General features: G+C 48.8%; 15 protein-coding genes and 2 tRNA genes. 1 reads left to right on the plus strand and 16 read right to left on the minus strand.

All coding sequences use genetic code 11. The annotated features are described in order from the left end of the window. Positions 1-16 precede the first annotated feature (16 nt). The 16 genes from A1sIIB142_RS04350 to A1sIIB142_RS04425 form a co-directional block, all read right to left on the minus strand. A complete protein-coding gene (locus A1sIIB142_RS04350) occupies positions 17-2,170 on the minus strand; it encodes an Rne/Rng family ribonuclease (RefSeq protein WP_095693826.1) in 2,154 nt (717 codons plus the stop codon). 202 nt (positions 2,171-2,372) lie between these two features. Next, positions 2,373-3,533 (minus strand): rod shape-determining protein RodA, encoded by a 1,161-nt coding sequence (gene rodA, locus A1sIIB142_RS04355; protein ID WP_095693827.1) that lies wholly within the window; start codon positions 3,531-3,533, stop codon positions 2,373-2,375. Then, positions 3,530-5,665: a penicillin-binding protein 2 gene (gene mrdA, locus A1sIIB142_RS04360; protein WP_095693828.1), complete on the minus strand. Its 2,136-nt coding sequence runs from the start codon at positions 5,663-5,665 to the stop codon at positions 3,530-3,532. The genes rodA and mrdA overlap by 4 nt, the downstream gene beginning before the upstream one ends. Further along, positions 5,662-6,234: a rod shape-determining protein MreD gene (mreD, locus tag A1sIIB142_RS04365; protein WP_223299171.1), complete on the minus strand. Its 573-nt coding sequence runs from the start codon at positions 6,232-6,234 to the stop codon at positions 5,662-5,664. Before mreD ends, mrdA begins: the two co-directional genes overlap by 4 nt. Further along, positions 6,191-7,126, minus strand: a complete 936-nt coding sequence (gene mreC, locus A1sIIB142_RS04370) for a rod shape-determining protein MreC (protein WP_095693829.1) — start codon at positions 7,124-7,126, stop codon at positions 6,191-6,193. The genes mreD and mreC overlap by 44 nt, the downstream gene beginning before the upstream one ends. 10 nt (positions 7,127-7,136) lie before the next feature. Then, the gene (locus A1sIIB142_RS04375) at positions 7,137-8,168 is read right to left on the minus strand and encodes a rod shape-determining protein (protein ID WP_095693830.1); all 1,032 of its coding nucleotides are present in this window, start codon (positions 8,166-8,168) and stop codon (positions 7,137-7,139) included. After that, positions 8,169-8,591, minus strand: coding sequence for a nucleoside-diphosphate kinase (gene ndk, locus A1sIIB142_RS04380; protein ID WP_095675037.1), 423 nt, complete (start codon positions 8,589-8,591; stop codon positions 8,169-8,171). It abuts the gene before it with no gap. Positions 8,592-8,604: 13 nt separating this feature from the next. Next, positions 8,605-8,940 carry a DUF4233 domain-containing protein gene (locus A1sIIB142_RS04385; protein WP_095675038.1) on the minus strand — a complete coding sequence of 112 codons (336 nt, stop codon included), beginning with the start codon at positions 8,938-8,940 and terminating at the stop codon, positions 8,605-8,607. Then, positions 8,940-10,298 (minus strand): bifunctional folylpolyglutamate synthase/dihydrofolate synthase, encoded by a 1,359-nt coding sequence (locus tag A1sIIB142_RS04390; RefSeq protein ID WP_095693831.1) that lies wholly within the window; start codon positions 10,296-10,298, stop codon positions 8,940-8,942. Before A1sIIB142_RS04390 ends, A1sIIB142_RS04385 begins: the two co-directional genes overlap by 1 nt. After that, entirely contained in the window at positions 10,299-12,878 is a 2,580-nt protein-coding gene (locus A1sIIB142_RS04395; RefSeq protein WP_095693832.1) for a valine--tRNA ligase, read from the minus strand. A 21-nt stretch (positions 12,879-12,899) separates the two neighbouring features. Further along, entirely contained in the window at positions 12,900-14,198 is a 1,299-nt protein-coding gene (gene clpX, locus A1sIIB142_RS04400; protein WP_095693833.1) for an ATP-dependent Clp protease ATP-binding subunit ClpX, read from the minus strand. A gap of 42 nt (positions 14,199-14,240) precedes the next feature. After that, a complete protein-coding gene (locus A1sIIB142_RS04405; RefSeq protein WP_095684886.1) occupies positions 14,241-15,500 on the minus strand; it encodes an MFS transporter in 1,260 nt (419 codons plus the stop codon). A 36-nt stretch (positions 15,501-15,536) separates the two neighbouring features. Continuing rightward, positions 15,537-16,157, minus strand: a complete 621-nt coding sequence (locus A1sIIB142_RS04410; protein ID WP_095675043.1) for an ATP-dependent Clp protease proteolytic subunit — start codon at positions 16,155-16,157, stop codon at positions 15,537-15,539. Further along, complete coding sequence (locus A1sIIB142_RS04415) at positions 16,157-16,774, minus strand: ATP-dependent Clp protease proteolytic subunit (RefSeq protein ID WP_190279106.1); 618 nt, start codon at positions 16,772-16,774, stop codon at positions 16,157-16,159. The genes A1sIIB142_RS04410 and A1sIIB142_RS04415 overlap by 1 nt, the downstream gene beginning before the upstream one ends. 126 nt (positions 16,775-16,900) lie before the next feature. Further along, positions 16,901-18,196 carry a trigger factor gene (gene tig / locus A1sIIB142_RS04420; RefSeq protein ID WP_095693834.1) on the minus strand — a complete coding sequence of 432 codons (1,296 nt, stop codon included), beginning with the start codon at positions 18,194-18,196 and terminating at the stop codon, positions 16,901-16,903. A gap of 48 nt (positions 18,197-18,244) precedes the next feature. Beyond that, positions 18,245-18,320 (minus strand) — tRNA-Pro (locus tag A1sIIB142_RS04425). 75 nt (positions 18,321-18,395) lie between these two features. Here A1sIIB142_RS04425 and A1sIIB142_RS04430 point away from each other — a divergent pair. Further along, positions 18,396-18,469 (plus strand) — tRNA-Gly (locus A1sIIB142_RS04430). The last annotated feature ends 1 nt before the right edge of the window (position 18,470 follow it).

Consider the following 18,470-nt stretch of genomic DNA (forward strand, 5'->3'; position numbering starts at 1 on the left):
CACTTCATTTGTGAGGCTAGGCGGTGATGACCCCGGAGCTAGCGGCCCTGCGGCGGCGCTTTCCCTTGGGGGTAACGACTGCTTCAGCTTCTTCTGCTGGACTCTCATCATTTAACGTTTCATGAAATTCATGATCCGTTGCTGAATCTTCTTCAACATCTGGATGATGTGATGACTGTGAATTCACTTGTGGCATCGGTGCCTTCATCTTCACTGGATCCATATGCACATGAATTCCACGTCCATTACATGAGTCACATGTGGTTGAGAAGGCCTCAATCAGGCCTTGTCCCACACGCTTACGAGTCATTTGAACCAGACCTAGTGAGGTTACTTCAGCAACTTGATGCTTGGTGCGATCGCGACCCAGTGATTCAACGAGGCGACGAAGCACGGCATCGCGATTTGATTCAAGAACCATATCGATGAAGTCGATGACCACAATTCCACCTAAGTCACGAAGACGAAGTTGACGGGCAATTTCCTCTGCCGCTTCTAAGTTGTTCTTAGTCACTGTCTCTTCCAGGTTTCCACCCTTACCAATGAACTTACCTGTGTTCACATCAATCACGACCATAGCTTCGGTGCGATCGATAACAAGTGAACCACCTGAAGGCAGATAAACCTTGCGATCAAATGCCTTGGCCAACTGCTCCTCGACGCGGTAATCAGCAAATAGATCTCCGCTGCCTGAATACTTTTCAATCTTGGCCACAAGTTCTGGAGCGATGGAGCCTAGGTAGGAAGTGATTTCATCCCATGCTTCATTGCCCTGAATGATGAGCTTACGGAAATCTTCATTAAAGATATCGCGGATAACGCGCACGGCAAGATCTGGCTCTGAGAGCAGAAGTGCCGGTGCATGGAAGTTTGGATTTTCTGACTTCTGGAAAATATCTTCCCATTGCGCTTTCAGTCTTTCCACATCTGCGGTGAGTTCAACTTCAGAGACACCTTCTGCTGCTGTGCGCACAATTACGCCAGCAGTATCAGGAATGAGGTTTTTAAGAATTGCTTTAAGGCGAGTGCGCTCTGATTCTGGAAGACGCTTTGAGATTCCACTCATGCCACCGCCAGGAACATAGACAACATATCGTCCTGGAAGTGAGATTTGACTGGTTAGGCGTGCACCCTTTTGACCAATCGGATCTTTTGTTACCTGAACAAGAACAGGTTGACCAGTTTTCAAAACCATTTCAATCTTACGAGGTTGCGATTCAGAGATTCCGGCTGCATCCCAATTAACTTCACCAGCATAGAGAACAGCGTTGCGTCCCTTACCGATATCAACAAAGGCTGCTTCCATCGATGGCAGCACGTTCTGCACGCGACCAAGATAGACGTTACCCACATAGGAGACGTTGGCATTTCTATTGACATAGTGCTCAACCATCACATTATCTTCAATAACAGCAATCTGGATACGATCTCCGATTTGGCGAACAACCATCTCGCGATCAACATTTTCACGACGAGCTAAGAATTCGCCATCAGTAATAATGGTGCCGCGGCGACGATATGGCTCGCGGTATTCACGAGACTCACTGCGCCCACGATCGCGATCACGGCGATTGCGTGTTCCACGCTCTGTGCGCTCACGTGCTGGACGCTCTGATTTTTCACGAACTTCGCGAACTTTAACGATAGTGACAACACCATCTTCATCAATGACTTCACCTGGTGTGATTCCTTCACCAGTTGCACGACGGCGACGACGGCGACGATGTGTGCCACCTTCTGCCGAACCATCCTCGGAATCGCCAGAATCATCTGTACCTTCTTCAGAATCTAAATCATCCGTTGTTTGACCATCAACTTGTGGCTTGCGACGACCGCGGCCACCGCGACGGCGACGGCGATTGCGTCCGGTGCGGGAATCTGAATCTTCAGAGTCCGCATCCGTTGCCGCTGGTTCAGCGCTCTCTTTTGTTGGCGCTTGCTTCTTGGCAGCTTTAGTTGCGCGCTTTGGAGCAACAGCGTCTGACGGAGCAGCTTGAAAGACCGGAACTGGGATCGCGGCAGCTTTCTTACGCGATTTAGGAGCAGCCTCTGTATCAGGTGCTGCACTTTCTGCTCCATCTGCAGTTGTATCAACTGTGGGAACGCCTAATGATTTCTTACTTGATTTCTTAACCGCACGTTTGCGCGGTGATTTTGGCTCGATAGCCATGGCACCAAATCCTTTAGTGCGTACCTGCTTTTTCAATTAGCGATACGCAATCTCGTGGCCCAAAATGTTGCCATCTTGAGCAAAACTCATGTTTTAATCTTTTGTGTAGTCCGCCGCAGGCGCGATAAAGATCGCTGGCCGCGCTGAACTGTTGGCATAATTATGACAGATAAGTTGGTAGAAAACCTATTTTGAGCGTGAATCAGCCGCGCTGGCGGGCGTGAACATTCTGTAAAAGCCCGATTCCGATGAGATTGGCAAACATGCTTGAACCACCATATGACAGGAAGGGCAGTGGAACTCCGGTCATGGGCATCAAGCCCAAAGTCATACCAATATTTTCAAATATTTGAAAAGCGAACCAGGCAATAACTCCGGTGCAGACCAGCGTCCCGTAGGGGTCCGTCGATCGTCTAGCAATTCCAAATGCTCGCATGAGAATAGTGAGCAGCAGCAGAATTATTACTGAGCAGCCAACAAAGCCGAGTTCTTCACCGGCCACGGTAAAGATGAAGTCTGTCTGTTGCTCTGGCACAAACCTTCCATTTGTTTGTGGACCATTAAACAAGCCGGTACCAATTAACCCACCAGAGCCGACTGTGATCCGCGCTTGGCGTAATTGATATCCCGCTCCCTGTGTGTCAGCGTTAGGGTTAACAAAGGATTGCAATCGCTTGACTTGATAGTCGTTAACAATGCCAGTTTTCGTTGCGACAAATCCACCGATGACTGCCAGCAATATCAGACCGACAATCCACTTCATGGGAGCACCTGAGACCGCCAGGATTGTGACAACTGATGCGCTAATGATGAAGACCGTGCCCATATCTGGCTGACGCAAAATAAGAAGGATGGGAAGGGCGGCAACAGCAAGTGCTTTGAGAATATCGTTCGTGCTCGGTTCATCTGAGTTATGTGTGCGCTCGGATAACAACATGGAAATTCCAATAATGATTGAGATCTTTGCAATCTCAGCCGGTTGAATCTGAAAACCTGCCGGAAGACGTATCCACGCTTTAGCTCCATTAATTTCACTGCCCACTCCTGGAATAAGGACAAGAATTAATCCAAGAACGCCAAAGCCCCAGATAAAGGGGGTGTAGGCACGAAGCAGTCGGTAATCAATGATGGTCGTTCCCCAGGCAAGTGCTAAACCAATGACAATGTTAATGACATGTCGCTTGAGGTAGTACTCGGGATCAAGGCCGTTAGCTGAATACCAATCACGCGTAGCTGCATATACCAACAGGGTTCCGATAATGAGTAGTCCGCCGACTGCTGCGCTAAGGATTGGGTCAAAGCCGGAGAAGAAAGACTTACTTCGAGCCCGACGATATGGATTGCGATTGAGGAATGTACTCATGGCTTTGTCACCGGTAACCCCTTCTTCGCTTTTTCTGGATTCAAAATTGAGGCAGCCGGCTTCTTGGCCGGTGAGATACGAGGCAACTTAATCGGTGGTTTTCCTTTAGGGAATAACGCTAGTTCAGGTTTAACAATATTGCCTTGCACACCGAAGAGAGTCTCATAAATTTCTCGCACACCGACTCCTGATGTGCTTGCTCCAAAACCACCTTGACTGACCATCATGACAACTGCATAACGTGGCTTCTTAGCGGGAGCAAAAGAGGCATACCAAGAAGTATCAGCTTTCTGTGTTCCATTTGAGTTTCTTCCAAAGACTTGGGCGGTTCCGGTCTTACCTGCTGTTGGCACCGGAAAACGTGAAAAAATTCCAGCGGAGGTTCCGGTTAGGGTTACCTCTTGGAGTGCATCATGTAAGAAGGCGATCGTTTGCGCATCGGCTGAGATATCCCCCAACTCCTTGGGTTCAAAAGTTTTAATTACCTCTCCTTGCTGACTCACCACAGCTTTGGCGATGGTGGGTTGCCAGATTGTTCCGCCGTTAGCTATCGCTGCATACATTTGAGCTAACTTAATGGGTGTAATCACAGTATCGCCTTGACCGATAGAGAAGTTCACCGCATCACCACCACGAACTTTATCTCCGTCTACGCAATTTTCTTGCGCTAACTGAAGCAGGAAGGGGGTTTGCTGCGCCTTTGTTGCGCGATCTCTGTAGTTACAGTAGAAATCTTTATTCTGTGCATACCAAGTCTTCTTATACTCGCGGTCAGCAAGTCTTCCCGCTGATTCAGAAGGTAGATCTACACCTGTTCTTACCCCCACCTGAAAGCCCTTGGCAGCGCTAAAGAAGTGATCATTTGGGTTTGATTTAGGCCGTAAACCACCATCTCGCACCCATTCGTCATATGCGATTTGATACCAGATAGTGTCACACGAAATTGCGATTGCCTTCTTCATCGAAATCGTTCCTTGCGCCTTACTTTCGAAGTTTTGGAAAGCACGAGTTCCCACTTGCACTTCCGATGGACACGAATAACTCTTATTTAAGTCATATCCCGCAGCTTTTGCCGCCACTACTGAAACTGCTTTAAAGGTAGAGGCCGGAGCATAGAGTCCCTGTAGCGCCCGGTTCAGTGCTGGTACACCGTTGTCTTCGCTATAAAGCGCCTGTGCTTCTTTGATTGTCAGTCCACGTTCAAAAGCATTGGGATCAAAAGATGGATAAGAAGCTAGCGCAAGAACTTGACCGTTTCGAACATCAAGAACGACTGCGGCTCCGCCATCGGCTCGATATCCCATCGAACGTGCACGCTTTACTGCTCCCTCCAGCGCTTTTTCACTGGCAGCTTGAAGTCTGACATCTAAACTTGTCACCAAGTGATTGCCGGCAATCGGCTTCGTATCCTGACTCGTGTTCGTCACCGCTTCTTTGCGGTCAACGATAAAAGTTTTTATTCCAGGAACACCACGTAGGTATTCATCGTATTCGATTTCAAGCCCGGTCTTACCAATGTATTCAGAGCGGAAGTAGGTGCGCCCATTAGCACCAGAAAGATCTTCCTCTGTCAGTGGCCCGACATAACCCAGAACATGACTACCGGTGACACCTAGTGTTTGCGGGTAACTTCTAATTGCAACAGGTGTGGCAGAGATTCCGGGATATCGATCTGATCTTTCGACAATGCGCAGCGCAAGTGCTGGATCGGCAGATTTAGTAATAGGAATAGGTTGGAAACGTGAACCTGTCCAGCAACCAGCACGCACTCCCTTGGGTAACTCACCACATAAGCGCGTGCGCTGCCAGACATCAGCGTATTGAAGTCCTAATAATGTAACGAGCTTTCGTAGCACTGCTACGCCCTTATCAGGCAACTTATCAATCACGGTGCGATCAACAGTAATTGCTAGTGCAACCTTGCTCAGCGCCAGCGGAACGCCGGAGGAGTCAACAATAAATCCGCGGTTTGCCGGGGTGGCAACATCTCGACTTTGAATACTAAGTGCGGCATCGCGATAGGTCGGACCTGCTGCAACTTGAAGATAGAAGAGACGGCCAAGGAGTGCGACCATGAGTGAGACAAAAAATATTTGAATCACGAGCAAACTTAAGCGTGAGCGTTGGTTCATAGGAGTGATCTGGTTCCAAAGACATTTGCATGTATGTAGGCGAGGATTTTAAGAACCAGTGGTGAGACTATCGCCGTCCAAAATGCTGATCCCGCCAGTAGAAATGCGATGTGGGAAATACTTCCTAACTCTTGACCGAGTAGAAATCCAAGTAATAAGAAAACAAATTGACTAGCCACGACTCCCACGGTTGTTATCAGAACGATGTTAATGGGATTAGAACGGATGTTGTCATCGCCATAGCCTAAAAATGCAACGCCATATCCGGCCAAAATCAGAACAAGAGTCCAGTGACCCATAGGACCAGGAGAACTTTGCGAGAGATCCATCAAAATGCCGGCACCGAAACCGGTAAGAGCGCCAATTTCTGGCGTGCTCAGCGTTGCCCAGATCAGGGTGGAGATGAGAAGGAGTGAGAAACCACCGAGTGGCAATCTGAGTTGAGTAATAAAAGCTTCTTGCAATACATAGATAAAGAGAAAGATTGGGATAGAGAGAAGATATCTACGGATTGTCATAGTTCCATCATGGCTCTGTGCTGGTAGATGGTGATGGAGAAGGTGTTGCATAAATAGTCACTGTGGGAAGTGGAGTTGGGACTGGCTTGGGTGGTACCAATGCATCTCGAGGATCAGATTCCGGCTTTGCAATCACCACTGCGACAACGCCCAGTGTGGAGAAGTTGGCATAGAACCTTACTTCGGCAGTTTGGGTGACAGCGCCCGGTGAATTATCAACCGAAGTTACTTCCCCAATTGGTACTCCCGGAACAAAGGGGCGTCCGCTATCACTTCCGCGCGCAAGGAGTGCGTCCCCCGCCTTCACGGTTGTGGTGTTATCTAGCAACTGCAAAACGCCGATGCGAGAGCCTTGGCCGCTTAAGATTCCGATTTGTTCTGACTTTGCAATACGTGCACCAATTCTAAATGCTGGATCTGATGCAAGCTGGACGAGTGAGCTATCTGGGTAGGCAATCTTCACAACTCCAACCAGACCATAGCCAGAAATCACCGTCATGTTGCTACGAATTCCTGAACTTGTACCGGCATCAATAGTAATTGTCTGCGTAAATGATGTAGTGGGGCCTTGTGAAATAACTTTTGCATTAACAACTTTATATCCACCGCCACCAGCAAGATTCAGAACGCTCTTTAATTGCTTCAGTTGGGCATCGGCAGTCTTGCGATTAAGTAGAGTGTTACGCAGCGTCTCATTTTCAGCCTTGAGTTTCTCAATTTGGTTGCGGGTGCGCCCCAAGTGAGTGACATCAGATGCAAAATTACGAAATGGAGTCAGCGCCCAAGAGCCAAATTTTTGCACCGGAGTGAGAGCGGTCTGTGTTCCTGTGCGCACGCCACCAATTACTGATACGCCACGTAAATCCAAAGTAATCAGGAAGAGTGAAGTAACAATTAATACGATGATGAGTAAGCGACCGCGGTTGTCGCCGCCGTAGCGCACTGTTAACTACCTATCGACGAGGCTCGGAGATCAAAACCTTTTCAAGGGCTTCAAACTCTTCAATGCATTTTCCGGAGCCTTCAACGACGGCGTCCAGCGGACGGTCTGCAATGTGAATTGGCATTCCAGTCTCTTTACGAAGTCGCTCATCGAGTCCCTTAAGAAGTGCGCCGCCACCTGTAAGAACGATGCCGCGATCCATGAGATCTGAGGAAAGCTCTGGTGGGCACTTATCAAGGGTTGCCTTTACTGCGTTAATGATTTGGTTGACCGGCTCTTCCAGTGCTTTGCGAATTTCAGCAGCTGTGACGACGATGGTCTTTGGAAGTCCGGTTGCAAGATCGCGACCGCGAATTTCAGCATCATTTTCACCCTGAAGTGGGTATGCCGAACCGATAGCCATCTTGATCTCTTCGGCGGTGCGCTCACCCAAAAGTAGTGAGTATTCGCGCTTGGTCCAGTTAATAATCGATTGATCAAGCTCATCGCCGCCAATACGAATTGATAGCGCTGTCACGATTCCGCCCAGTGAAATCACGGCAACTTCAGTAGTTCCACCGCCGATATCAACAACCATATTTCCGGTTGGTTCGTGGATGGGAAGACCAGCACCGATTGCGGCAGCCATCGGCTCTTCAATGATGTAGACCTTACGAGCACCTGCGGCATAGCCAGCATCTTTAACAGCGCGCTGTTCCACACCGGTAATTCCTGAAGGAACACAAACAACAATGCGTGGCTTAGCAAGATAGCTACGACGGTGCACTTTTTGAATAAAGTAACGGAGCATGCGCTCGGTTGTGTCGAAGTCTGCAATCACACCATCTTTAAGTGGACGAATGGCAACGATGTTGCCAGGTGTGCGACCAATCATCTTCTTAGCTTCAAGTCCAACAGCTAAAATGCCGCCAGTATCTTGGTTAATAGCAACAACTGAAGGCTCATTAAGAACGATGCCACGACCTCGAACATAAACAAGGGTGTTTGCAGTTCCTAGGTCAACGGCCATATCGCGGCCTATGAATGACATTCTGTTAGACATTTATTTCCCCTCAAAGAAGATAGCTATTTCACGTGCAGCAGATTCGGGTGAATCAGAGCCGTGAACAATATTTTGCACAACCTTAGTTCCTTGATCGCGGGCAAGATCTCCCCGGATTGTTCCGGGGGCTGCCACTGTTGGATCTGTAACACCTGCCAATGATCTAAATCCCTCTATCACGCGATTTCCCTGCGCAACGATGGCAACAATGGGACCTGACATCATGAACTCAACGAGTGGTTCAAAAAATGGCTTACCTTGATGTTCGGCGTAATGCTTTTCAAGAAGCGCTCGATCTGCTTGCAACATCCGCATCGCCGCAATGGTGTATCCCTTGGCTTCAATACGAGCGATTACTTCGCCAACTAATCCACGCGCAACACCATCTGGCTTAACCAGGACGAGGGTTTTTTCTAGGCTCACAGGGGTCAGTCTATTAGGCGTCAGGAGTGCGTGTCGCCATCAGCGCAGCGCGAGCAGCCTCACCCTTGCGACCCACAATGATGGCGGCAATCCAGAGTCCCCCGAAAATCAGGCCCACGATAGCCATCGATGGCACTACCACGGCATAACCGATCATCAAGATTTGCAAGAGAGAGCCAAGAATCCACCCGGCTCGTTTCTTTAATAGCCCTGGGGTGAGAAGAAGTAGTATCGCAATAACTGCGCCAGCCACAATTGTAGAAGCCTCGTGATTATCTTTGGCAAGCAGCATGGCAAAACCCATGATGAAAAATTCCATTACCAATACTGCCGAACCTAGAACGCGCATTACTTATCTACCTTTGCAAATTTCTTTCTCAGAATTCTACGCGCATCCCCTGCTGTGACAACAGAGCCAGTAACCAAAATCCCGATGGTGTCATCACTCAGCGGCCGGATCGCATCCTTAATCGCCTTGTCCAGGGCGTCAGCTAACTTCTCGTGCGCAAAGACCCGATCATGTCCGAAGATTTCAATTGCTATCTTTTCTAGCTCCTCAATATTTGTTGAGCGCACAGAACTATTGGTCGTCACGATGATGGAATCCATCACCTGCTCAAGTTCCAGCAAAATCCCCCGAATATCTTTATCACCCATCGGCGCAACTACTCCAATAATTTCATCAAAAGTAAACTCACTTTGAATCGTCTCGGCAATCGCTGCAGCCCCATGCGGATTATGCGCCGCATCTAAAATGATGGTCGGATCCCGGTGGAGCACTTCACAGCGACCAGGTGATGTCACAGCGGCAAATCCCGCGCGCACCGCCTCGATATCTAACTCTTGGTCGCCAAAGAATGCCTCCACTGCCACAAGTGCGGCCGCCGCATTTGATGCCTGGTGTTTGCCATGCAAAGGCAAGAAGATATCTTCATACGTATCTTGAGCCCCGCGAATAGTTAACAACTGCCCGCCGACTGCAACCGAACGTGACATCACTGCATATTCAATACCTTCGCGCACAACATCTGCGCCCACCGATGCTGCTCGCTTGAGTAACTCTTTCGCCGCTTCCGGCTCTTGTTGGGCAAGAACAATGAAACCAGATTCTTTAATGATGCCCGCTTTCGTCTGCGCAATCTCGGCCAGCGTTTCACCCAAATACTCAGTGTGATCTAGGTCGATTGGCATCAGAACTGAAACATCTGCCAGAACAACATTGGTGGCATCCCACTCGCCTCCCATGCCTACTTCAATCACACCAACATCGATCGGATGCTCGGCAAAAGCAGCGAAAGCAAGGGAAGTGAGGGCTTCAAAGTATGAAATGGGATGTTCGAATTTCGAATCCATCATGTCAATGTATGCGGCGATATCGTTGTAAGAAAAGATCAGTGCTTGCGCATCAATTGGTTCACCGTTGATTGCAATTCGCTCCACAAAACTTTCCAGGTGTGGACTAGTAAATCGCCCCGTGCGCAGCCCCATCTCAAAGAGAAGTGAATCAATCATGCGCGATGTGGTGGTCTTTCCGTTAGTGCCACCAATGTGAATTGTGGGATAAGTAAGTTGCGGAGACCCTAGAACATCGACAAGTGCGGCAATTCGCTCCAGTGATGGCTCAATCTGTGTTTCTGGCCAGCGAGTGAGCAGCGCCTTCTCAATTTTATCGAGGTGCACTTGGTCCTCGGGGGTAATCTCACTCATTTATTTGAGCGCTGCAAGCTGGGCTGTGATGCGTTCGATATCACTTGTTGTCACGGCAAGTCTTTCTTTAATTTCCTTCACCACATCAGCCGGTGCCTTGGCCATAAATCCCTCATTGTTTAATTTCACTTCAGCTGTCTTTAGATCTTTTTGGGCAGTGGCAAGGTCTTTGGTAAGGCGGGTGCGCTCTGCTGCCACATCTACCGTGCCAGAGAGATCGAGTTCAACTTTGATTGCGCCAATTTCAACAGAAGCACTAGGAGTGAACTCAGTGAGTTCTAATTTAAGCAAGAATGCCATCGCAGTTGCATAGGCAGACACATCAGCCGGTGCAATAAATCGACCCGGAATCTTCGCACTTGGTTTCACACCTTGGTCATTACGAAAGCGGCGAACTTCGGTAATGACTTTTTGAAGTTCTCCCACAAGTGTTTCTGCCTTCTTATTGATGTGGGCAGGAGCTGATACTGGCCATTGCGCTGTGACAAGAGTTTCACCACCCGCAAATGTGGTCCACAGTTCTTCAGTAATAAATGGCATCACTGGGTGCAGCAGGCGGAAAAGTGTGTCCAGCACATGACCAAGCACGCGCTGGGATGCAGCCGCGTTGCCGGAAGCAAAAGCTTCCTTAGAGAGCTCGAGATACCAGTCGCAGAGGTCATCCCAGGCAAAGTGATAAACCACTTCGCAGGCACGAGCAAACTCATAGCGTTCAACTAAGTTGGTGTATTCAGCAGTTGTTTCACTTAAACGCGAAAGCACCCACTTATCGATCTCTGACAAGCTTTCCATTGCTGGCAACGCACCTTGAACAGTTGCCCCGTTCATCATCGCAAAGCGTGTTGCATTCCAGAGTTTGGTGGCAAAGTTACGAGAACCTGCAATCCAATCTTCGGCCAGGGCCTGATCTTTACCGGGATTTGATCCGCGGGCCAAGGTAAAGCGCAGCGCATCGGCGCCATACTTATCAATAAATTCAAGTGGGTCCACCACATTGCCGCGAGATTTAGACATCTTCTTGCCATATTGATCGCGCACCAGACCATGTAAAACGATGGTGTGGAAAGGTGGCACGCCATCCATAGCAAAGAGCCCAAACATCATCATGCGCGCTACCCAGAAGAATAAAATGTCATAACCGGTAACAAGAACACTCGTTGGATAGAACTTCTTCACATCTGCTGTGTTATTCGGCCAGCCGAGAGTGGAAAAAGGCCAGAGCGCGGATGAGAACCAAGTGTCTAGGACATCGGGATCTTGGGTATAACCAGCAGGTGCTTTTTCACCAGGGCCAACTACAACTACTTCGCCATTAGGTCCATACCAAACTGGAATTCGATGGCCCCACCAGAGCTGGCGTGAGATACACCAATCATTTAAATTATCGACCCAATCAAAGTAACGAGGTGCCAGCTCTTCCGGTTCAATCTTGACCCGCCCATCCCGCACAGCATCGCCTGCTGCCTTCGCAAGTGTTTCCACCTTTACAAACCATTGCTTTGATAGACGCGGCTCCACTGTTGTTTCACAGCGAGAGCAATGTCCAACTGCGTGAATGTAAGGACGCTTTTCGGCAACAATCCGGCCCAGCTCGCGCAGCTTTGCAACAACTGCCACGCGCGCATCAAAGCGATCCATGCCATCGAATTCTGTGCCCGTTCCATCCATCACACCGTGTTCGTTCATGATGACAACAAAAGGAACGTTGTGGCGAAGAGCCATTTCAAAGTCATTCGGGTCATGTGCTGCAGTGACCTTAACCGCGCCAGTACCAAAGTCTGGATCAACTAATTCATCGGCGATGATGGGAATCATGCGATTAACCAATGGCAGCATCACTTCGGTGCCAATCAGGTGTTTGTAGCGAGGATCATCTGGGTGCACAGCCACCGCGCCATCGCCCATCATTGTTTCCGGACGCGTAGTTGCAACGACAATGCTCTTCTCGCCATCGCCATAGCGAACTGAGACAAATTCGCCAGCATCATCTTGATGTTCAACTTCAATATCAGAAAGGGCGGTAAGACAACGCGGGCACCAGTTAATGATTCGCTCTGCCCGATAGATCAGCCCTTGATCAAATAACTTCTTAAATATTGTTAATACAGCCTGCGAAAGATTCTCATCCATTGTGAAAGCTTCGCGAGACCAATCCACGCTATCGCCAAGTCGCTTCATCTGTCCGAGAATTTGTCCGCCAGATTCAGCCTTCCACTCCCACACTTTCTTCACAAACTCTTCGCGACCTAAATCATGGCGAGAAAGTCCCTTGGTTGCCAATTGTTTTTCCACAACATTTTGCGTTGCAATTCCAGCATGGTCCATGCCAGGAAGCCAGAGCGCTTCAAAACCTTGCATGCGCTTCATGCGGGTTAAGCAATCTTGCAGAGTTTGATCTAGGGCATGGCCGATATGTAAATTGCCAGTGACATTGGGCGGTGGAATAACGATGGTAAATGGTTCTTTAGATGAGTTGGCATCAGCTGTGAAGTAACCAGCGTCTAACCACTTTTTATAGAGCGGGCCTTCGATTTCACTCGGCGTAAATGCCGGTGCTAGCTCGCGCTTTTCTAAAGACATGGAGCGCAGTCTAGTTTACCTTTACGCGCTTTTCTCCTCTGTGTTCTTCTCGCGACGAGAAGCGCGCTTAGCAATATCACCGGTACGTGGCAGCAAGGTGGGGGCTGCGCTATCTGTGATGCAACTCTTTTCGATGATTACCTTGGCGACATCTGTGCGGCTCGGGATCTCATACATGACCCCAAGTAATACTGATTCCATGATGGCGCGTAGTCCGCGTGCACCAGTTCCGCGAATGAGAGCAAGGTCGGCCACCGCTTCCAGGGCTTCCTCTGAAAATTCGAGTTCGACATCATCTAGGTCAAAGAGCTTCTGATATTGCTTTACTAGCGCATTCTTTGGCTCGGTAAGAATCTGCATTAGAGCTGGCTTATCAAGATTTTCAACGCTGGTAAGAACCGGCAGGCGACCAATGAATTCAGGAATCATTCCAAACTTGAGCAGGTCTTCTGGCATGACATCGGCAAAGATGTCTCTGCGATTCTTCTCCTCCGCGCTCTGAAGTTCAGCACCGAAACCAACACCGGCAGAGCCACTGCGTGATTCAATAATTTTATCGAGGCCAGCAAATGCGCCACCGACGATAAAGAGAACGTTTGTGGTATCAATCTGGATAAATTCTTGATGAGGGTGCTTACGACCACCTTGTGGTGGAACTGATGCAACTGTTCCTTCTAAAATCTTAAGCAGCGCTTGCTGAACACCTTCACCTGAAACATCGCGAGTAATAGAAGGGTTTTCAGATTTGCGAGCCACCTTATCGATTTCATCGATATAGATGATTCCGGTCTCTGCCTTCTTCACATCGTAATCGGCAGCCTGCAAAAGCTTGAGCAAAATGTTCTCGACATCTTCACCGACATAACCTGCCTCGGTAAGCGCCGTTGCATCTGCAATAGCGAAGGGAACATTGAGCATACGTGCCAGAGTTTGCGCCATCAGCGTCTTACCGCAGCCTGTAGGACCAAGCAGGAGAATATTTGATTTCGCGAGCTCGACTCCATCTTCATTGCGAGAATCTCCAGATTGCACGCGCTTGTAGTGGTTGTAGACAGCAACCGAAAGTGACTTCTTTGCCCGATCTTGGCCAATCACATATTGATCAAGGAAATCAAAGATGGCGTGTGGCTTAGGAAGTTCACTTAAACCAAGTGAGGAGGCTTCGGAAAGTTCTTCAACGATGATCTCATTACAGAGTTCAATACATTCATCGCAGATATAAACGCCCGGACCTGCAATAAGTTTCTTCACCTGCTTCTGCGTTTTGCCGCAGAAGGAGCACTTGAGGAGGTCGTTAGCTTCGCCAATTCGGGTGGACATGGGTGTAAGGATAGTTTTTATGGGTAAAAATTGCGCGTGAAATCAAGCCTGACTTTGTTCGCCTATAGGTGAATATGGCGGCAATTTCGACTTCATCTCTTTCACTCCCGGCACCAGAAGTACCAATGCGCAGATTGCCAGATGGAAAACAGCGACGCCGATGAGCAACTCTTTCTCGCCAAAGATATTCACCAGCGGGCCAACTAAAGCCATACCCAGTGGCATCAGCCCCATCGTGCCCATGTAATCCAAACTAAATACTCGTCCCTGATATTCAGCCGGAACCTCACGTTGCACAGATGTTGACCAGAATGCTTCCCATGGTCCCACTGAGAAACCGGCGAGCAGATAGGCAAAGAGAATTAAGGGCGCAGAAGAAGGAAATGCCAGAATAAGAGGGGCAAAGATAAATAGCCCCCACACAACGACTGAGACCAGCCCTTCGTTTTTCACCTTCCACTTAATAAAGATGACTGCAGATATCGCTCCGCCCACACTGAAAAGTGCCGCCGAGGCTGCATATACCGATGCATCACCAAATTCACGCTTGGTAATGACAGGAAGCAGAACGTTCTCCACACCGATAACAAGCATCAATTGCACAGATGCCATCACGATCATCGCGGCAATCCACTTGTAGTACCAGACCACTCGAACACCCTCTCGCAAATCTTGCACGAAGTGGTTTTTCACATTGTCATTTTTCGCAATCGGACCTTCATCAATACGAACCAGGATTGCTGCCCCCGTCAAAAAGAAGATGGAGCAGGCAACATAGGTTGCATGAGTTCCGAAGGCGACAAGCAGTGCTCCGGCAACACCAGGACCGGCAATCTGTGATGTACGAAGGGCAATTCCGCGAAGCACATTTCCAGCAGGCAACAACTGATCAGGCAAGATGCTGGGCATGAGTGCTTGCGCTGCCGGTGCGCCAAAACCATCAGAGATTCCCATCAACACCACAATCAGACCCAATATCCACATCGAAATCTGCGCGGGATCAATAAAGACAACTACTGAACCGATGACTGCTCGAAAACCATCGGCTGCAATCAGAACTGTCTTTCTAGGTAATCGATCAACAACAACCCCACCTACCGGAGAAAAGAGAACGCCGGAAAGAACTCGCGCGCCCAGAATCAGACCCAGGGTGGTGATAGTTCCACCGGCATCAAGGATGGTGACAGCAAGTGCGATTGGAAAGGCTGACATCGCAAGAATGGTCAGGATCGTTGAGATCCATAGGTTGCGATATGCCGGGTATGAAAAAAGAGCGCCGGGTTCGAAATATTTCTTTAGCATTTTCGAACCAGACGCCCCTTTAGTGAAATTGTGTGCTTAAGGCTTTGCCTTACGTGAAGCCATCACCTTATCGATGATTCCGTATTCCACTGCTTCAGCAGCCGTCAGAATCTTGTCACGCTCAATATCTTTCTCAATTTCTTCCACAGTCTTATTGGAGTGCTTGGCAAGCATGGTCTCGAGTAATCCACGCATACGAAGAATTTCACGTGCTTGAATTTCAATATCTGATGCCTGTCCGCCACCTTCTGATGAAGGTTGGTGAATCAAGATACGTGAGTGCTCAAGGCCATAGCGCTTACCTTTTGTGCCACCAGCCAAGATGATTGCGGCAGCTGATGCTGCTTGGCCAAGACAAATTGTTGTGATGTCTGGGCGAACAAATTGCATCGTGTCATAAATTGCGGTGAGTGCGGTAAATGAACCACCAGGTGAGTTAATGTAGATCGAGATATCGCGATCTGGATCCATTGACTCCAAAGTCAATAGCTGGGCCATCACATCGTTTGCCACAGTGTCATCAATTGCCTGACCAAGGAAGATGATGCGCTCTTCAAATAACTTTGTATATGGATCTAAACGCTTAAAACCGTAGGCGGTCTTCTCTTCAATTGTTGGAAGAACGTAGCGGTTCGTAATTTCTTGAATGTGCTTCATTACTTCTTACCTCCCGCGATTTGGCCTTCATTTGATGCGATGTGATCGATAAATCCATAGGCAAGTGCATCCTTAGCATTAAACCAATTATCGCGATCTGAATCAGCAATAATCTTTTCTAGCGGTTGCCCGGTGTGCTTGGCATTGAGTTCAGACATCGTCTGCTTGGTAATAGCCATCTGCTCTGCCTGGATCCGAATATCTGTTGCAGTTCCGCCGATGCCACCTAGCGGTTGGTGCATCAAGATGCGCGCGTTTGGTGTTGCATAACGCTTGCCAGGTGCACCAGCTGTAAGAAGGAATTGACCCATTGAGGCAGCCATTCCCATGGCAACTGTTGCAACATCATTTTTGATGTAATGCATCGTGTCATAGACGGCCATACCGGCAGTTACTGATCCACCAGGTGAGTTGATGTATAGGTAAATGTCTTTCTCAGAATCTTCAGCGGCTAGTAACAACATCTGCGCACAGATGGCGTTGGCCATCTCATCGCGCACTTCACCAGCAAGAAAGATGATTCGCTCACGGAGCAAGCGACTATAAATCTGATCGCCTAGTCCAAATGGCTCTGAACCAACTGAGCGCGCTACAGGCGTGTTCTCCTGTGGGTTAATAAAATCCACGTTTCATCCTTCCAATAACTTTCCCTTGTATTGACCTTAACAATTACCGCGCCATATTGCTTCCCAAATATGAGAGATAGGCGTCAAAAACTCTGATGTTCGCTTACGGCTAAAGCGTTACTCGGCTTCGGGCGCTGCTGGCTGACCTTGTGCTGGGCGAAGGGCTTCAAGATCAATCACTTGGCCGGACTTGTCGACAACTGAGACACGACCTAATACTGATGCAAGTGCCTTCGCGCGAGTAACCTCAGCAACTACCTGGCTAATTTGTCCAGCCTTTTGTAGCTCCTGTGCAAATTGCTCCGGACCCATTCCATAACGCTGTGACATGCGAATGAGGTATTCAGTAAGTTCAATTTCAGAGACTTGAACTTGCTCCACCTTGACAATGGCATCCAGTAAGAAATCAGATTTAATTGAGGCGCGAACCTGGCCATCTACTTCAGCGCGGTGTTCGGCATCTTCCATCCGAGATTCACCCGTAAGGTGCTCATTTACTTCTTCCAGCACAATCTCATCTGGAACTGGAATATCAAGATCTGCCAGTAACTTTTCAAGTAGTAGGTCGCGTGCTTGCGCGCCTTGTTCCATCTTCTTCACTCGTGATAAACGCTCTGCGATATTCGCTTTAAGCTCAGCTAAAGTATCGAATTCAGATGCAAGTTTGGCAAATGCATCATCAGCTGCAGGCAGCTCGCGCTCTTTGACTGCCTTCACAACAATATCAACATCGCCCTTTTCGCCATCTTTTTGACCAACGAGTTGGGTTGTAAAAGTCTTGTTATCCCCCGCGCTCATTCCAACGAGTGCTTCATCTAGTCCGTCAATCATGCGATTGGAGCCGACTTCATAGGAAATCTCATTCGCTTTTCCACCATCTACTTCAGCGCCATCAATACGGGCTGTGAGATCGATAGTGACAAAGTCACCAGATTGTGTGGCACGCTCAACTGAATTTAAGGTTCCAAAGCGAGCGCGAAGCTCATCTACCTGCTCATTGATATCAGTATCTGCAACAACTACATCATCTACTGTCACAGTAATCTTGGAAAAGTCTGGAAGTGTCACTTCTGGGCGCACATTTACCTCAACGGTAAAGATGAGCTTGTCGTTATCGACAAATTCCTTCACATCAACAGTGGGGCGTCCCACAACGAGCACATCATGCTCACGAGCAGCTTTGCCATAGAACTCAGGTAGTGCGGTATTAATCGCCTCATCAATTACCGTTCCACGTCCCACGCGCTGATCAATCATCGCAGCCGGAACTTTGCCCTTACGAAAACCTGGGATGTTTACCTGTGTTGCCACCTTCTTATATGCAGCTGCAACATGGTTAGTTAGCTCTGCATAAGGAACTTCAACTTCTAAACGAACGCGAGTGGCAGAAAGTGTCTCAACGGTGCTTTTCACGAAGTGCTCCTATTAGTTAATGACAGCTGTAATACTGTGAAGAAATTCTGGTCGGGGCGGGGAGATTCGAACTCCCGGTCTCCTGCTCCCAAAGCAGGCGCGCTAGCCACTACGCTACGCCCCGAGGCGCAACAACGGAGTCTAGAGTAATTTTTTACTCTGAGTTACACACCCTGTACGCTCATCCTTCGCACCACTCGCGGGTGTAGCTCAATGGTAGAGCCCCAGCCTTCCAAGCTGGCCATGCCGGTTCGATCCCGGTCACCCGCTCCAT

Source organism: Candidatus Planktophila versatilis, from assembly GCF_002288345.1.
In the GTDB taxonomy this organism is placed as follows: domain Bacteria; phylum Actinomycetota; class Actinomycetes; order Nanopelagicales; family Nanopelagicaceae; genus Planktophila; species Planktophila versatilis_A.